Annotated in this window: 7 protein-coding genes; 6 read left to right on the forward strand and 1 reads right to left on the reverse strand. The window is 52.6% G+C overall.

Annotated features, from left to right (window positions below):
* Positions 1 to 84: 84 nt before the first annotated feature.
* Positions 85 to 528 carry an Rrf2 family transcriptional regulator gene (locus ICC18_RS02975; RefSeq protein ID WP_188172877.1) on the reverse strand — a complete coding sequence of 148 codons (444 nt, stop codon included), beginning with the start codon at positions 526 to 528 and terminating at the stop codon, positions 85 to 87.
* Between the two features lie 200 nt (positions 529 to 728).
* Here ICC18_RS02975 and addB point away from each other — a divergent pair, with 200 nt between their 5' ends.
* From addB to ICC18_RS03005, 6 genes are all read left to right on the forward strand, one after another.
* Positions 729 to 4,259 (forward strand): helicase-exonuclease AddAB subunit AddB, encoded by a 3,531-nt coding sequence (addB, locus tag ICC18_RS02980; RefSeq protein ID WP_188172878.1) that lies wholly within the window; start codon positions 729 to 731, stop codon positions 4,257 to 4,259.
* Between the two features lie 25 nt (positions 4,260 to 4,284).
* Positions 4,285 to 8,280 (forward strand): helicase-exonuclease AddAB subunit AddA, encoded by a 3,996-nt coding sequence (addA, locus tag ICC18_RS02985; RefSeq protein ID WP_188172879.1) that lies wholly within the window; start codon positions 4,285 to 4,287, stop codon positions 8,278 to 8,280.
* Positions 8,281 to 8,295: 15 nt separating this feature from the next.
* Positions 8,296 to 9,471 (forward strand): exonuclease SbcCD subunit D, encoded by a 1,176-nt coding sequence (locus tag ICC18_RS02990; protein ID WP_188172880.1) that lies wholly within the window; start codon positions 8,296 to 8,298, stop codon positions 9,469 to 9,471.
* 101 nt (positions 9,472 to 9,572) lie between these two features.
* Positions 9,573 to 13,100 carry an SbcC/MukB-like Walker B domain-containing protein gene (locus tag ICC18_RS02995; protein WP_188172881.1) on the forward strand — a complete coding sequence of 1,176 codons (3,528 nt, stop codon included), beginning with the start codon at positions 9,573 to 9,575 and terminating at the stop codon, positions 13,098 to 13,100.
* A 143-nt stretch (positions 13,101 to 13,243) separates the two neighbouring features.
* Positions 13,244 to 14,341, forward strand: coding sequence for a chymotrypsin family serine protease (locus ICC18_RS03000; RefSeq protein ID WP_223192265.1), 1,098 nt, complete (start codon positions 13,244 to 13,246; stop codon positions 14,339 to 14,341).
* Positions 14,342 to 14,493: 152 nt separating this feature from the next.
* Positions 14,494 to 16,485: a stalk domain-containing protein gene (locus ICC18_RS03005; RefSeq protein ID WP_188172883.1), complete on the forward strand. Its 1,992-nt coding sequence runs from the start codon at positions 14,494 to 14,496 to the stop codon at positions 16,483 to 16,485.
* The last annotated feature ends 70 nt before the right edge of the window (positions 16,486 to 16,555 follow it).

Genomic DNA, 16,555 nt, shown 5'->3' on the forward strand with positions numbered 1-16,555 from the left:
CCTGATCAAATGTATGGGGTTAAACAGGACCTGAGGCTCAGCCTCAGGTTTTTCTCACGTTAAAATGCCGATGGATCAAAATAATCAGCCCTGTAAAGAGCTGATTTTATTTGCAAGATCATGGACGACCTGGTCAAGCGTCACTTGAGCTAATTCCCGCTCGAGCGCGTTTTGCGCTTGCTGAAGTTTGTGCTGCAGAACAGATTGAATGTTGCTGCCGACCGGGCAGTTCGGATTAGGCTGCTCATGAAAATGGAATAAATCCGTCTCTTCAGCCACTTCGACCGCGCGGTATATGTCAAGCAGCGTGATTTCGTCAGGCTGTTTGGCTAATGTGGCTCCGCCAACGCCTTGTTTAACGTGGAGTAAGCCGGCTTTTTTGAGCATCCCGCTCAATTTGCGCACGATGACAGGATTAACATTAATACTGCCGGCAATATATTCCGATGTACAGTGTTCGCCTTTTTCCAGATCAATTAACGACAGGATATGAACGCCAATGGTGAAGCGGCTGCTGAACTTTTTCATAAGTTTCACCCTCTTTGATGTACATATTTTAATTACAGCCACTCGGAATGTCAAGAAAGCGATTGAAAAGGGGCGAATATCGGCAACCCCATCATCTGCCCTACCATATAAAGGGACCTTTGAGCGCAGCTCAAAGTCTCTCCTCTCTAGGAAAAGTATGATAGAATAAGAGGAAGATATCGTAAGCGAAGGAGACTCCCATGACCATTCGATTCGTGATTGGCAGAGCCGGCAGCGGCAAAAGCGAGCGCTGTTTGGAAGAGATGAAGCAGCGCCTGTCTGTAGAGCCGGAAGGCGATCCGCTCATTCTGCTGGTGCCGGAGCAAGCGACGTTTCAAGCCGAGCATGCCCTAGTATCCGATCCCCGGCTCGGAGGGATGATACGCGCCCAAGTACTCAGTTTTCACCGGCTTGCATGGCGGGTGATGCAAGAGGAAGGCGGAACTGCCAGACTCCCTATTGATGATACAGGTAAAAAGCTGCTCTTAACGAGCATTTTACATAAGAACAAAGATCAGCTTCGTCTATTCGGACATTCCGCTGAACAAATGGGGTTTGTCGACAGGCTGAACCAGCTGTTTACGGAGTTGAAACGCTACTGTGTCTCGGCTGAACAGCTCGATGAACACGAAAGCAAGCGTATTACTTCGATAGGGGAAAGCGGTTTGCTTCGAGAAAAAATGCATGACATCAGCCTCGTTTACCGGGAGTTTGAATCGGTACTCTCTCGTCAATATTTGGATGGTGAAGATTATTTGACGCTACTGGCGGAGCAAATTCCGAATTCCGCTTATTTGCGCTCGGCAACACTGTGGATCGATGGCTTTCACGGCTTCACGCCGCAAGAGTTCGCGGTACTTGGCGGGCTTTTCTCCCATTGCAAAGACGTGACGATCACGCTTTGTCTGGACCGACCGTTTGAATCCGGTGATACACCGGACGAGCTGGATTTGTTCCACCCGACGGCGATGACCATGGTGCGTTTGCAAGAGATGATTGGGCAGCTGGGACTTAACGCCGCTGAAGTGCTGCTGCTTGAGCCGGAATGCTCCCCGCGTTTTCAAGATAGTCCGGCTCTAGGATATTTGGAAAAGGTGTTTGACCGCCGGATCGGCGGCGGGACACACCGTTATCAGCCGACTGACGGCGAACAGGTGAGCGATCAGCTTGTCATCCGGGAGGCCGTTCATCGGCGTGCAGAAGTAGAGGGCGCTGTTCGGGATATGCTGCAGCTCGTGCGAGAGGAAGGCGTTCGTTGGCGCGAAATTGCAATCATGGTTCGCAATATGGAAGGGTACCAGGATTTATTGAAGGCGGTTTTGACCGACTACGAAATTCCGTACTTTTTTGATCAAAAGCGTACTGTGCTTCATCATCCGCTTGTTGAATTCATTCGCTCAGCGCTTGAGGTTGTCCAGCATAATTGGCACTATGACGCTGTGTTTCGGTGCGTCAAAACGGATCTGCTGCTCCCCATGGACGCCTCGTCCGGGCGACACCTGATGGACAAGCTGGAAAATTACGTGCTTGCCTTCGGCATCCATGGCTATAGATGGACGGACGGAAAGCCATGGACTTATAAGTATCGGGCTAATTTGGAGCAAGCGGATGAGCGCGCTAACGAAGATACTGCTGCACTTGAGCAGTTGAATGCGGGCAAGGAATGGATTGTGCGGCCGCTGATGGCATTCTCCAAACGTCTTAACCGGGCGAACTCTGTCCAAGATCAGGTTCAAGCGTTGTATGATCTGCTTGTAGATGTGCAAGCTCCAGACAAGTTGGAGGCGTGGAGTCAGGCTGTTCTTCAAGAGGGTAAGCCTGAGAAAGCCCGCGAGCACGGGCAAATGTGGAACAGCGTCATGGATATGCTTGATCAGCTTGTCGAGACGATGGGCGATAATGAGTTATCTCAAGAGCTTTTCACAAGACTGATCGAGACCGGTATGGAGAGCATGAAGCTGGGACTGGTTCCGCCTTCCATGGATCAGCTGCTCATCGGGAGCATGGATCGGACACGATCCAGCGGCATTCGCTATGCTTACATATTAGGCGTCAATGACGGTGTCATTCCTGCGCAAATGGACGAAAAAGGCGTCCTGACCGAGGCGGAACGGGAAGCGTTAACGGAATCCGGATTGCCGATGGCCGACGGCAGCAGGCGCAAGCTGCTTGACGAGCAGTTTATCATTTACACCTCGCTCACCGTACCGGGCAAAAGATTGTGGATGAGCTATCCGCTCGCTGATGAAGAAGGGAAATCATTGCTTCCATCCGAGCTCATCAAGCAAATTCGTCATTTATTTCCCGGCACCGGGCAACCGCTTTTGCTTGCCGAACCAGCCGGCGATACGCCGGAAATCGATCAGGCCGCATATATCGCTCACCCGAGCCAAGCTATTTCCTATCTGGCTGTCCGTATGAAGCACTGGATGCTCGGCGGGCGGATGGCTGACCTCTGGTGGGAAACGTACAATTGGTACGCCAATCAACCGAAATGGCAGATGAAGCTGCAAGCATTAGCGCTTGCGCTTCAATATACGAATAAAGAATCCGGACTAAGCGCCGCCACAAGCCAGCGTTTATATGGGCAGCATTTACGCGCCAGCGTATCCCGGATGGAAAAGTATGTGGCGTGCCCGTTCTCTCATTTTCTTTCGCATGGATTGAGACTGCAGGAACGACGTGTTTATCGCTTGGACGCCCCGGACATCGGGCAATTATTTCACGCGGCATTGAATCAATTTGTGCAAAAGCTTCAGCAGGATCAGCTCGATTGGGGCTCCCTTTCCGCCGAAGCCTGCCTGGAGCGCTCAGCGCAAGTTGTAGATGAGCTTGCACCGAGGCTGCAAGGGGAAATCCTGCTAAGCTCAAGCCGCTATGCTTACATCGCGAGAAAGCTCAAGCAAGTCGTCGGCCGGGCAGCGATCGTGCTTGGCGAGCATGCGAAGCGCGGACAATTCCAGCCGCTCGGACTCGAAATCGATTTTGGTCCCGGCAAAGAGCTGCCGCCGCTCACGTTCCAATTGGATAACGGCTGCACGATGGAAATCATCGGCCGGATCGACCGCGTCGATCGGGCCGATGGCGAACAAGGTGTTCTGCTGCGCGTCATTGATTATAAATCGAGTCAGACCTCCCTGCAGCTATCCGAGGTATACTATGGTCTATCTCTCCAAATGCTGACGTATTTGGACGTCATTATTACGCATGCCGAGCAGTGGCTCGGAATACCGGCCAAACCGGCGGGAGTGCTCTATTTTCATGTGCATAACCCGATGCTTCAACAAAAAAATGCTCTGGACCCGGCCGAAGTCGAAAAGGAGCTGCGCAAGCGGTATAAAATGAAAGGTCTCATTACAGCCGATGCAGGCGTGGCTGGTCTTATGGACGACCAATTGGTTCACGCTGCGGGCCATTCCCAGCTGATTCCGGTTGCTTTGAAGAAGGATGGAAGCTTCTATTCCAGCTCCTCCGTAGCAACGGATGCGCAGTGGGATACGCTTCGAAAATATGTTCGCAAACAGGTCAAGCAAATCGGAACCGGCATCACGAATGGACATGTCGATATCGCTCCTTACCGTTTGGGCAAAAAAACGGCCTGCTTGCACTGCTCATATAAATCTGTTTGCCAGTTTGACCCGTTGTTCGAGGGAAATGAAGTTCAGGTATGGAAACAACGAGGTAAAGACCAACTCTGGTCCGAATTGGAGCAAAGCGCAGCAACGACATGACCAAATCGGAAAGGAGCGCATGGAAATGAATCAACAACAACCAAAACCGGCGGGCAGCACATGGACGGACGATCAATGGGATGCCATTACGCTCGGCGGTCAAAATATGCTGGTCGCTGCGGCGGCCGGCTCCGGTAAAACAGCGGTGCTCGTCGAGCGGATCATTCGTCGTATTTCGAACGAGCGGGAACCGATCGATGTCGACCGACTGCTCGTTGCGACATTTACGAAAGCTGCGGCGTCGGAGATGAAGCATCGGATCCGGGAAGCGTTGGAAAAAGAGCTGACCAAACATCCGGGCTCGCAGCATCTGCGCAAGCAGCTGGCGCTGATGGGACGCGCTTCGATTACAACGCTGCATTCTTTTTGTCTGGAAGTCGTACAGCGTTACTTCAGTCTCATTCGTTTGGATCCTGGCTTTCGTATCGCGAACGAGACGGAAGCGGAGCTGCTCAGGCAGGATCTGCTCGGCGAGATGCTGGAGTCCTATTATGCCGCGAGCGGAGAGAACAGCTCCTTCTGGAGGCTGGTCGATTCGTTCAGCGGCGAGCGCAACGACGACGCGATCATGCAGCTGATTCAAAAGCTGTATGATGTGTCGCGCAGCCATCCGTGGCCGGAGCACTGGCTGAGGACGACGGCCTCGATGTTTGGGCCGCCTGCGCTCGAGGAAGCTGCGGATGAGGCCGCCTCCGCGTTTGCAGAGGCGCTGCCTTATGTAGCCGCAGCGACGGCGACGGCGGATTCTTCGATCTGGGAGCGGAGTCTGATCCGCGATCTGCGGCTTGAGCTGGAAGGCGCTGCCGACCTTCTGCGTCAAGCTCAGCAGCTGGCTGAGCTGCCGGGCGGACCGGCGCCGTATTTGGACAATCTGCGAGAGGACTTGCTTCTCGTGAACAATTTGCTGGAGACGACGACATATCCATGGTCGGTCTTGTATCAAGGCTTTCAGACGGTGGAGTTCGGTAAGCTGAAAGCGTGCAAAGGCGACGATTATGATAAAGAACTTCAAGAAGAAGTGAAAGAACTGCGCAATCGGGCAAAAGAGCAAATCAACAAAATCAATGAGGAGTTGTTCGGCCGTACTCCTGAACAGTTTGGGCAGGAAATCGCCGAGCTTGCACCGGTTCTGCATACTTTGGTCGATCTCGTGCTCGATTTCGGACAGAGGTACCAGCAGGCCAAGGCGGCCAAAGGATTAATTGATTTTGCCGATTTGGAGCATTACTGCTTGCAGATTTTATGCGCGCCGGGCTCCATGCCCGATGAACTATATCCATCTGAGGCGGCTCTTGCATACAGGCGGCAATTCGCCGAAGTGCTGCTCGATGAATATCAGGATACGAATCGTGTTCAGGAAGCGATCGTATCGCTAATCTCGAATGAGAAGCCGGGTAATCGCTTTATGGTTGGCGACGTGAAACAAAGTATTTACAAATTCCGACTGGCCGAACCTGAGCTATTTTTAGAAAAATATAAGGCTTATCGCTCAAAAACGGATGTAATGGTGTCAGCGCAAGCCTCTGTTCAAGGTGGCAGAATCGATCTGGCGCGCAACTTCCGCAGCCGGATTCAAGTCGTCGATGCTGTAAACTTCTTGTTCAAACAAATGATGAACGAGACCGTTGGCGAGATTGAATATGACAAGCGTGCGGAGCTTGTATACGGTGCGGGTTATCCGCCGCCGGCTTCGGATTGCTCGGTCGAAATGCTGATCGTGGACCGTTCCGCGGATGTGCAGAACCAAAGCGAAGCGTTTGGCAGAGACTCTGACGATCAAGACGATGTCGATTCAGCAGACGATGCAGGAACTGGAGATTCTGTTTCGAATGCGCTCGATCCGATTCAAGATGCTCAAGAGTTGGAAACCGCCCAGCTCGAAGCGCGGACGATCGCAAGGCATATTCGCCAGCTGTTAGGCGACGGGGGCAAGCAGGAGGCTTTCCAGGCCTTTGACAAACGGACAGGCGGCACTCGTCCTGTGACGTACCGGGACATTGTGATTTTGCTCCGTGCCACGCAGCAATGGTCGCCGATTATTATAGAAGAGCTCAAGCTGCATGGCATTCCTGCCTATGCGGACTTGAGTACAGGTTATTTTTCTGCGACGGAAGTAGAGGTTATGATTTCTCTGTTGAAAGTGATCGATAACCCCTATCAGGATGTGCCGCTGGCTGCAGTACTTCGTTCTCCTGTGGTGCAGCTATCGGCCGAGGAGATGGCTCTTGTTCGAGTCACAGATAAGTTGATGCCTTTCTACGAATCCTTACTGCGATTTGTAAGCGGTGATGCAAATGTACCTAACGCTGGTGATCACCATCCGATTTTGCTGGAAAAGTTGAATCATTTTCTGAAGCTGTTAGCGCAGTGGCGAAGCGAGGCAAGACAGGGCTCGCTGGCGGATCTGATTTGGAACATATATCGGCAAACAGGCTATTATGATTTTGCGGGCGGGTTACCTGGCGGTTTGCAAAGACAAGCGAACTTGAGAGCTTTGTACGACCGGGCCAGACAGTATGAAAGCACATCGCTTCGCGGGTTGTTCCGCTTTTTGCGATTTATTGAGCGGATGAAAGAAAGCGGAGGCGATCTGGGAACGGCGCGGGCGCTCGGTGAACAGGAAGATGTCGTAAGAATCATGTCCATCCATAAAAGTAAAGGGCTTGAATTTCCAGTCGTTTTCGTGGCGGGTATGGGGAAAATGTTCAATCAGCGCGATCTGAACGACGCGTTCCTTCTGCACAAAGAGCTTGGCTTCGGGCCCCGGTTTGTCGATACGACGCTTAGGGTAAGCTATCCGACGCTGCCTTCGCTTGCCATTAAGAGACGTATGAAACTGGAACTGCTCGCCGAAGAGATGCGCGTTCTGTACGTGGCGCTGACGCGCGCCAGAGAGAAATTGTACCTGCTTGGCACCGTCAAGTCGCTGGACAAGCAGCTTCGAGGGTGGGGACGTCACTTATCGAGATCGGAATGGTATTTGCCCGATTTTGAACTGGCCAAGGCCAAAAGCTACCTGGACTGGGTAGGCCCGGCTCTGCTGCGTCATCCCGATGCGTCTCTGTGGCGGGAGCGCACAGGCATTAGTGCTGCTACGCCAGGAGTGCGGCTGCTTCAAGATCCTTCTAAATGGAAGTTGACTGTGATTACGCCGGATAGCTTACAGTCGGACGAGCGTTTGGAGCAAGTGGACATACTGCCTGATGCGGAGCGCTTGGAAGCGATTCGCAGCATTCAGCCCGTCGCCACATCAGGCAGTTGGAAGGAATGGCTGGGGGAACGGCTTTCCTGGACATATGAATATCCCGATGCGCCCAAGCTTTTTGCCAAGACGACTGTTTCCGAAATGAAGCGGCTTTCTGAGCAAAATCGGGTGGCTGGCGAAGGAGAGCTTGCATCATCGGAAATCGCAGGATTGTCTGTATCGCCTTCTGGAACGGCCCGGGAGAAAACAACGGCCGGGATTTGGCGCAGACCGAGATTTATGGAGGAAAACAAGCTGAATGCTGCTGAAAAGGGAACCGTCGTTCACGCAGTCATGCAAAATATATCGCTGCAAGAAATGCCGACAGAAGCGAGCATTAGACAGACTTTGGAAGAGATGTTGAACAAACAAACGCTGACCCCGCAGCAAACGGAAGTTGTGGACATTCCTGTCATTTTGAGCTTCTTCCAAACCGGCGTCGGGCAACGTATGGTACGGGCCGCGAACGTTCAGCGCGAGGTGCCGTTCAGTTACGGTTTGCCGGCCAGCGAATTATATGAAGGATCGGATCGTTCCACTGAAGGCGAAACGGTGCTTATTCAAGGGGTCATCGATTGCTTGTTTGAAGATGAGCAAGGGCTTGTGCTCGTTGATTATAAAACAGATGCCGTCAAAAGCAGCGATGTCTCCGAATTGCGCGCCCGATATGAAACTCAAATTACTCTCTATACACGGGCCGTGGAGCATATTTGGAAACGTCAGGTAACGGGTAAGTATCTGTACTTCTTTGACGGAGCAAAGTTAGTTGAAATGTGAGAGGATGCGTAAGCGATGCGGGTTTTACATACGGGGGACTGGCATTTCGGCAGGACGCTGGAAGGGCGCAGCCGAATGGAGGAACAGACGGCTTTCATGGACGAGCTGGTACAGATCGTTCAAGACCAGATTATTGATCTTGTGCTGGTTGCAGGAGATATTTACGACTCCGTCAACCCACCGGCAGCTGCGGAGCAGCTCTTTTATGAGGGAATCGCAAGACTTGCTGATGGAGGCAAACGCCAAGTAGCCATCATTTCAGGGAATCACGATCATCCGGACAGGCTCGCCGCTTCCGGACCTTTGGCCGCCAAGCAGGGTATAACGCTCATTGGGCTGCCTGTGCCTGAGATACAATCGATCGGTATCCCCAGAACAGGAGAAATAGCCAAGCTGGCAGCGTTGCCTTATCCTTCGGAATCGCGTTTGAAGGAACTTTTATCGGATGCGGCTGAGGAGGAGACGCTGCGAAGCAAATATTCCGAGCGGGTAGCTTCGCTCATTCGTCATCAGGCGGCTTCCTTTGAAGCCGGTACGGTGAATTTAATCATGAGTCATTTGTACGTCTTGGGCGGGCTGGAAACGGAATCCGAACGTCCGATTCAAGTAGGAGGCGCCTACACCGTGGATACTTCCGCTTTCGTGGCGGGAGCGCAATATGTGGCCCTAGGCCATTTACACAGGCCGCAGAATGTGAAAGCAGCATCACCAATTCGCTATTGCGGTTCCCCGATCGCTTACAGCTTCTCCGAAGCGGGACAAGCGAAGTCGGTTACAGTTCTTGACTTGGCACCAGGACAGAAGGCGGAACCGCAGGAGATCTTTCTGACATCAGGCCGTCCGCTGGTCAGCTGGAAAGCGAAAGAAGGCATCCGTCAGGTACACCAGTGGCTGGAAGAACGACGCGACGCCAGTGCCTGGATCGATCTGGAGATCACGATGACCGAGGCAATGTCGATGGAACAGATTCAATCCCTCCGCAAAGCTTACGACGGCTTCATCCATATCCGTCCTATTTACCCGGAGACGGAAGTTGTTCGAGCTTCCGCACCGCGCGCTGCACTTTCGATGGAAGAGCACTTTGCGCGCTTTTATTCGCGTCAAACAGGCGGCGCGCAGCCTGAACCGGAGCTTGTCCGGTTATTTCTTGAGCTGCTGCAGGAGAATGATGCTGCGGAAGCGGATGGGTAATAGCGAGAGAATCTGAGCTTATCCTAATGGAGTGCTTGTGGATAACTATCAAGGGAATACGAAAAACGAAAAACGAAAAACACTTAGGAGGACTTGAACACATGCGTCCTATTCAGTTACAAATGTCCGGCCTCCAAAGTTATCGCGAGCTGCAGACGATTGATTTCAGCCAGCTTATCGATGCCGGGGTGTTTGGTATTTTCGGTCCTACTGGCAGCGGCAAATCATCAATCCTCGATGCCATAACGCTCGCGCTGTACGGAAAAGTTGAGCGGGCCAGCGGCGGCACACAAGCGATTATGAATCATGCCGAACAGACGCTGTTCGTTTCTTTTACGTTCGAGCTGACGAATGCTGCAGGAACCGAGCGCTACCGGGTCGAACGGCAGTTCAAGCGCGGGTCGGAGCAATCGATTAACGGCACCATTGCGAGGCTTCTTCAGTTCAAGGGGGAAGAGACGGTTGTGCTTGCCGATAAATCGGGTGAGGTGAATCAGCAGGTACAGACTGTTCTGGGACTATCCATGCAGGATTTCACACGGGCTGTCGTGCTGCCGCAAGGGAAATTTGCCGAATTTCTGACGCTGACGGGTAAAGACCGCCGGCAAATGCTGCAAAGACTGTTTCATCTGGAGCAATACGGCGATCATCTGAGCGCGAAAGTGAGCTCTAAAGTGAAAGAAACGGACAGCGCTGTCAAGCAGCTTGCAGCCGAGCAGCAAGGACTAGGGGATGCTTCGGAAACAGCGCTGGAGGAAGCCAAAGCCCGACTCATTGAAACCGAGCAGGAATCGGAACGAAGTCGCTTAGAGCTGCAGCGCCACGAAGCACTTCATGAAGAACACAAGCAGGTGTTCCAATGGCAGACGGAAAAAGCCGCTTTAGAGCTGCAAGTTAGGCAGCAGAAGGAACAAGAAGCGTACATCCTGGAGAAAGAGCTGCTGCTGCAAAAAGCTGAGCAAGCGGAACGCGTGCGACCTTATTTGGAGCAGCAGGCGCTTGCTGTGACGGAAGTTCAAAGGAGTCAAACGCAGCTAGAAGCGGCGACGATATCACAAAAAGCTGCCGATATCACTTATGAGCAATCGGAAACGGCCAACGAACAATCCCAACGGGACCTGGCGGCTCAAGAGGGACCTTTAATGCTGCGCCTGGATCAGCTGCAGCAAGCATTGGTTCTTCAGAATGAGCTTGAGCAAATTCGGCTTCAAGTACAGGAGGCACAAACCCAAGAAGCGGCTGCGAAAGCGTTGTTGGATGGTTTTCAGGCTGAAATCGGGAAAACCGTGGAGACGAAGCAGAAAGCACTCGTTAAGCAAGCGGAGCTCAAAGAACAGCTGAAGCAGGTTGAGCCCAATATAACTATGCGCCATCATTTGCAAGAAGCTCAGCAGGAGAAAAAGGCGATACAATTATTGCAAGTGCAGGAACTGGAAGCCCGGAAAGAAAAAGACGCCAAAGCGGCTGCTTTAATGGTATCAGAACAAAACCAAGCGGAGCAGGCAGCGAAGCGTCAAGTTTTCCATCAACGGCTATCAGAGTGGTTGGTACAAGCTGGGCAACTGCGTAACTCGATGTTTTTGGATAACGAACGGCTTGTCCAATTAATCTCAGTCGTACAGACAGCTCAGGACGAGCATAAACGAATCTGGAAGCAGCATGAGCGGGAGGCACTTGCAGCAATTCTAGCTGAGCAGCTAATAGCCGGTGAAGCCTGTGCGGTATGCGGTTCAACCGAACATCCTTCGCCACGCCGTGCATTGGAAGACGGTCATGCGTTTCATGGGACTGCCGGCAGCGGAGCAGCATCGGAAGAGACCTTGCAGCAAATTCAAGACCTGCTTCAGCTGGCAAAGGAGTTTCAATTTACGCATTCGCAGCAAATATACACAGCTGCTCATGCGATTGAACAAGCGAAGGCTTTAGGTGTAACGATGACAGGAGTTACGGATTCAATGCCGAATTTGCAGTCATCCGAATTATTACTGGGAGACCTTCGAAACAACGTATTGCTGGGCGAGGTAGCTGCAGCTCGAGAACTCGCTGTTCCTGTCGTACATACAGACGAATTGATTAACCAAGCAGCAAGCTTCGTAATGCTTGAAACTGCGTGGGAGTCGTTAAGGGAATCTATAATTTCCAATAAAAACCAAGTGGGGGAACTGGAACGCAGCCTAAACGCTTTGCAGAAAGAGCATCAATCGCTTGAACAGCAGCATGCTCAAGCGGCCGCTCAACAGCAAGCAGCAGCTAGTATGTTCGCAGAGACGGAGCGCAAGCTGGTTGCTAACAATGAGAAGCTAGCTGAGCAGTTAAGCCATTGGCACAGCCGTTTCGCAGAGCTGTCGTGGGATGACGTCGAGACGCAGCTCGAGCAGCTGCTTTCGAATGAGCGCGCCGCGGACGAACTGCGCGGCCGCATCGAGAAAAGCATCCCGTTCCTGGACGGGCTGCTGGTCAAGATCGAGGAGCTCCAGCGCGCGGCGCTGGAGCAGGACAAAACCGCCCTGCAGCTGGACGAGCGGCTGCAGGGGCTGGCGCAGCTCGCCGCCGACAAGTCGCGGCAGCTCGCCCAGCGCGCGCCCGGCGCGGCCGTGCCGCAGCTCATCGCGGAGGCTTCCTCCGCGCTGGAGCGGCTGCGGCAGCACGCGCAGCAGACCAAGCTCGCGCATGCGGCTGCGCAGCGCGAGCAGCACCTGGCGGCGCAGCGCCACAGCGCCGCCGCTGAAGCTGCAGCCGCAGCAGGGCGGCAGCTGGCGCAAGCCGAGCGCGCGCTCCATGCCGCGCTCGCGGATAACGGTTTCGCGTCGCGCGAAGCCGCCGAAGCCGCTGTGCTGGCACCGGAGCAGCGCCAGCAGTGGGCTGCGCTCGCGGCTGAGCATCGCGAGCGCGAGCAGGCGCTGCGCCACGGGCTGGCGCAGCTGGCGGCGAAGCTGCAGGGCCGCGTGCTGAGCGCGGCCGAGTGGGAGCAGACGCAGGCGCAGCTGGGCGCCGCGAAGGCAAGGGCGGAGGCCGCGCTGGAGACGCGCGCCAAGGCGGCGCAAGCCGCCGAAGAGCTCGCTGCGCGGCATGCGCGGTGGAGCGAGCTGGAGGTACGCCGCATCGAGCTGGCGGCACTGCTGGAGCGGCTTGGTAAGCTGCAAGCCGTGCTGAAGGCAAACGCCTTCGTCGAATACCTCGCCGAAGAGCAGCTCATTCAGGTCAGCCGCGCAGCTTCCGAGCGGCTGGGCGAGTTGACGCGCCGGCGCTATGCCATTGAGGTCGACTCCGGGGGCGGTTTCGTCATCCGCGACGACGCTAACGGAGGTGTCAAGCGCCCGGTCAGCACGCTTTCTGGCGGAGAAACGTTCCTCACCTCGCTGGCTTTAGCGCTTGCCTTATCGGCTCAGATCCAGTTGAAAGGCGAGTATCCGCTGGAGTTTTTCTTCCTGGACGAAGGCTTCGGCACGCTGGATCAAGATCTGCTGGATATGGTCATCGGGGCGCTGGAGAAGCTGCATATGGACAGTCTGGCCGTAGGTGTAATCTCTCATGTACCGGAGTTAAGGGCTCGTCTACCAAGAAAGTTGATCGTCCATCCGGCAGAGCCGTCAGGACGGGGAAGTCGAATTACGATGGAAGAATTATAAATCATATTGGAGAAGGCTGATCGAAGGTTTTACCGTTGATTAGCCTTTTTTTCATAACGTTGAAAGTTATTAGGCGAAGTCCTCAAGCAAAGTCGTACATGGGTGCATACACTGCACCATCCTGACCGTAAGGGAGCATGCGAATGGCGACATTTTATGAGGCTTTAAAGCATAAGAACAGAATTTCAATGTCACTGCTGAAACGGCCCGATGTCTATGGTGTTGGCGTCGGTTACGCAAATCCGAACAAACCGGCATCAGGGGCCGGCATTAATGTGTATACCCGGAAAAATATTGCAGCTACGAGTGTACAGAATTTGAAAATGTTAATGGCAGCTGTTGGAACGAATGTTCCTGTCCGATTTATAGGTTCCAGCAAGTTCAGAGCCAATGCGGCTGCTTCTAAACCGAAATTAGTCAGACCCACTTTGTTTAATCGCCGTGTACGCCCGGTACCGGGCGGCACAAGCATAGGGAAGGTGGACCCTTTTAGCACGGGAACGGGCGGGCTCGTTGTCATCAAGAACAACCAGCTTTACATTCTCAGCAATAACCATGTTATCGTCAAAAATAACAGTACAGCATTTGCGGAAACGGTTCAACCGGGACCGGCGGATGCCGGAAGATCAGGCACAGACCGGATTGGGCGTCTTTTCCAGTTTGTCCCGTTGCGGCCGGCTGGGGTTAATTTTCAAGATTCAGCCATTTCTATTCCCACATCCAACAGTTTGCTGAATCCGCGTTATTTGGTCAGTTCCTCTGGCGCGTTAATCACGTTATCCGGACATCTGACCAGTTATCCGGTTGGATTACAACTTATGAAATCAGGTCGTACAACGGGATTTGTCAGAGGGACGGTCGAAGCGAATAATGCGGATGTAAATGTGAACTATGGTGGTACCCTCGGTACGATCATGTTCCGAAACCAGAGTATCATTCGAGGAAACGTCGGCGCCGTATCGCTTCCGGGAGACTCCGGATCGGTGTGGTTGCGTTCAGACAGATTCGCAGCAGCCCTGAACTTCGCCGGATCTGAGAATGGACGGGTTTCGATCAGTAATCCTTTGGGAGTGATCATGTCCACCTATGGAGTACGGGTTGCCGTACCGGCTGCCGGCGGTCGTTTCAGAGCCGGTGCCATTAGAGGGGCTGCTCAAAAAGGTAATTTTGCCTATGTTCAACCGTTAACGCGGGCTGAGCGCAAACGAACACGCGCCATTTTCGCGAAACCGTCCCAATAATAAGAAATTTGCCTGATTCAGCGACTTTGTTCGCTGATTTTTTTTTTTCTAAAGGTTTATCGGATACAAATTGTTTCACGTTATTGTAGGGATTTTGTTGTATAATAGCGTCAAATTATGCCATCTGTTAAGCGGATGGGAAAGAGGTATGGATGAAAACAAGTCGAACGCAAGGTCAATGGGGCAGATCTTCAATAAGTAACAAATTAAAACATGCCGGAGTTATGACTTTAGTCAGCTCCATGCTGGCAGTCAGTCTCGTGAGCGCACCTCATGCTGCCCGTGCCGATATCGTATGGGATCATTGGCAATTGGCGGATTCGTTAGTTTCCAAAGGCAATAAAGCGGAAGCCGTCCCTCACTGGCAATATCTCGCCGACCATTACGCAAGTATCGGAGAGTGGGAGAATGCCGCCCTCTTTTACGGCAAACTGGATGCCTACTTCGATTCCATAGGCGATTATGATCAAGCGATTCGATATTACGAGCTTGAAAACGAATACTGGGTCAAAGCCGGGAAAGATTGGGGAGCCGTGAAATTGCAGCGCGCTGACCAAATTCGAACGACGGTCGAATTGTATATGCAGGATTCCGATCAAACGGAGTTACAAGCTCGTGCGCTGCCAACGAACGGCAAACTCGCCAAATTCGAACCTGCGTATGGTACATATTTAGGATTATATTCCGAGCAAGATCCGAAAGTCGGTAATCTGTTTACGAAAACGGAAAGTGTTTACGGCAAAAAGCATGCGATTTATTTGGCCTATGCACATTGGGGGCAGCCTTTCCCTTCAAGTTACGTCAAAAGAGCCAAAGAAGCCGGGGCCGCTTTGCAAATTGCTTGGGAACCTGATGACGGACTCGATCCGGTAGCGGATAACGCTTATTTGCGTAAATGGGCTCAGGATGCAAAAGCTGCGGGCATCCCGATTTTCTTGCGCTTTGCAGGCGAGATGAACGGGGCATGGGTAAAATGGCACGGCAATCCAAGCCAGTATATAGAGAAATTCCGCATGCTTCACGACGTGTTTGCAGCCGAAGCGCCGAACATTGCAATGGTCTGGAGTCCCGGCGACGTCCCTGCGAACGATATTGACCCCTATTATCCAGGTGACGCATATGTGGATTGGGTAGGTGTGAGTTTGTACATTGAGCCTTACGAGAACGGTGATCCTTCATTGCCTCCTATGATTGCAACCAGCAATGTGGAGCGGTTAACGAGGCTATATAACACCTACGCGGATCGCAAACCGCTTATGCTGGCCGAGACGGGTGTTCCTCACTATTCCCATTCGGCGGGTGAAGATTTTACGGAATGGGCGAAGCTCAATTTACAAAGGTTATATGAAATTATGCCTTACAAATATCCAAGATTGAAGGCTATCACGTACTTTAATGTCGATCAAAAAATGGACAACGCCAAAAATGACTATTCTTTAAGCGACTCGGCCGCCGTCCAAAGCTATTACAGCAAGTTGATTGCAAATCCTTATCTGCTGGACAATGTGTCTCAAGCAGCAAAACCTGCGGATGGTATCGGTTACGTCCCTCTTGATGCAAATCACCAGACATTTGCCAAGAAGACCAAGCTTGTTCCATTTGTGAAAATACCGGACATATACATCGGAAAAGTGGAGTATGCGCTGAACGGGCGAGTAATTGCGACGCAGACTGAGTTACCTTATGGTTTGGAGTTGCAGGCCGGTGAAGTGCCGGAAGGATCCGTTTTGCAGCTGCGCGTTTTTAATAAATCCGGCAAGCAAGTCGCAAGCCGAACGTTCGGGTTGTCCTCGCAAGTTTCCGTCCAAATTGACGGCAAAAACGAAGCGTTCGAACAACCTCCTGCGATTATTAACGGATCCACGATGACACCTTTGCGTGCAATTTTTGAAAAGCTGGGTGCGACTGTGGAATATGAGGCCCAGACGCGTAAAGTAACTGCGCGCAAAGGAAGCACGACCATACAGCTCACAATTGATCAGACGACCGTTTACCTGAATGGGAAAGCCATGCAATTGGATGAACCTGCTCAATTGGTCAATGGTTTTACGCTGGCACCTGCCCGATTCGTTGGGGAAGCGTTTGGCGGTAAGGTGACATGGGATGGTACGAGCAGAACGGTTACGATTGCGACTGGAAACTAAACTGTACATATTGCTCAATGAAAAAACGGCTCCAACATCCGACAACAATTGTCGCAAACGTTGGAGCCGT

Origin of the sequence: Paenibacillus sedimenti (assembly GCF_014534655.1) — a bacterium.
Taxonomy (GTDB): domain Bacteria; phylum Bacillota; class Bacilli; order Paenibacillales; family NBRC-103111; genus Paenibacillus_E; species Paenibacillus_E sedimenti.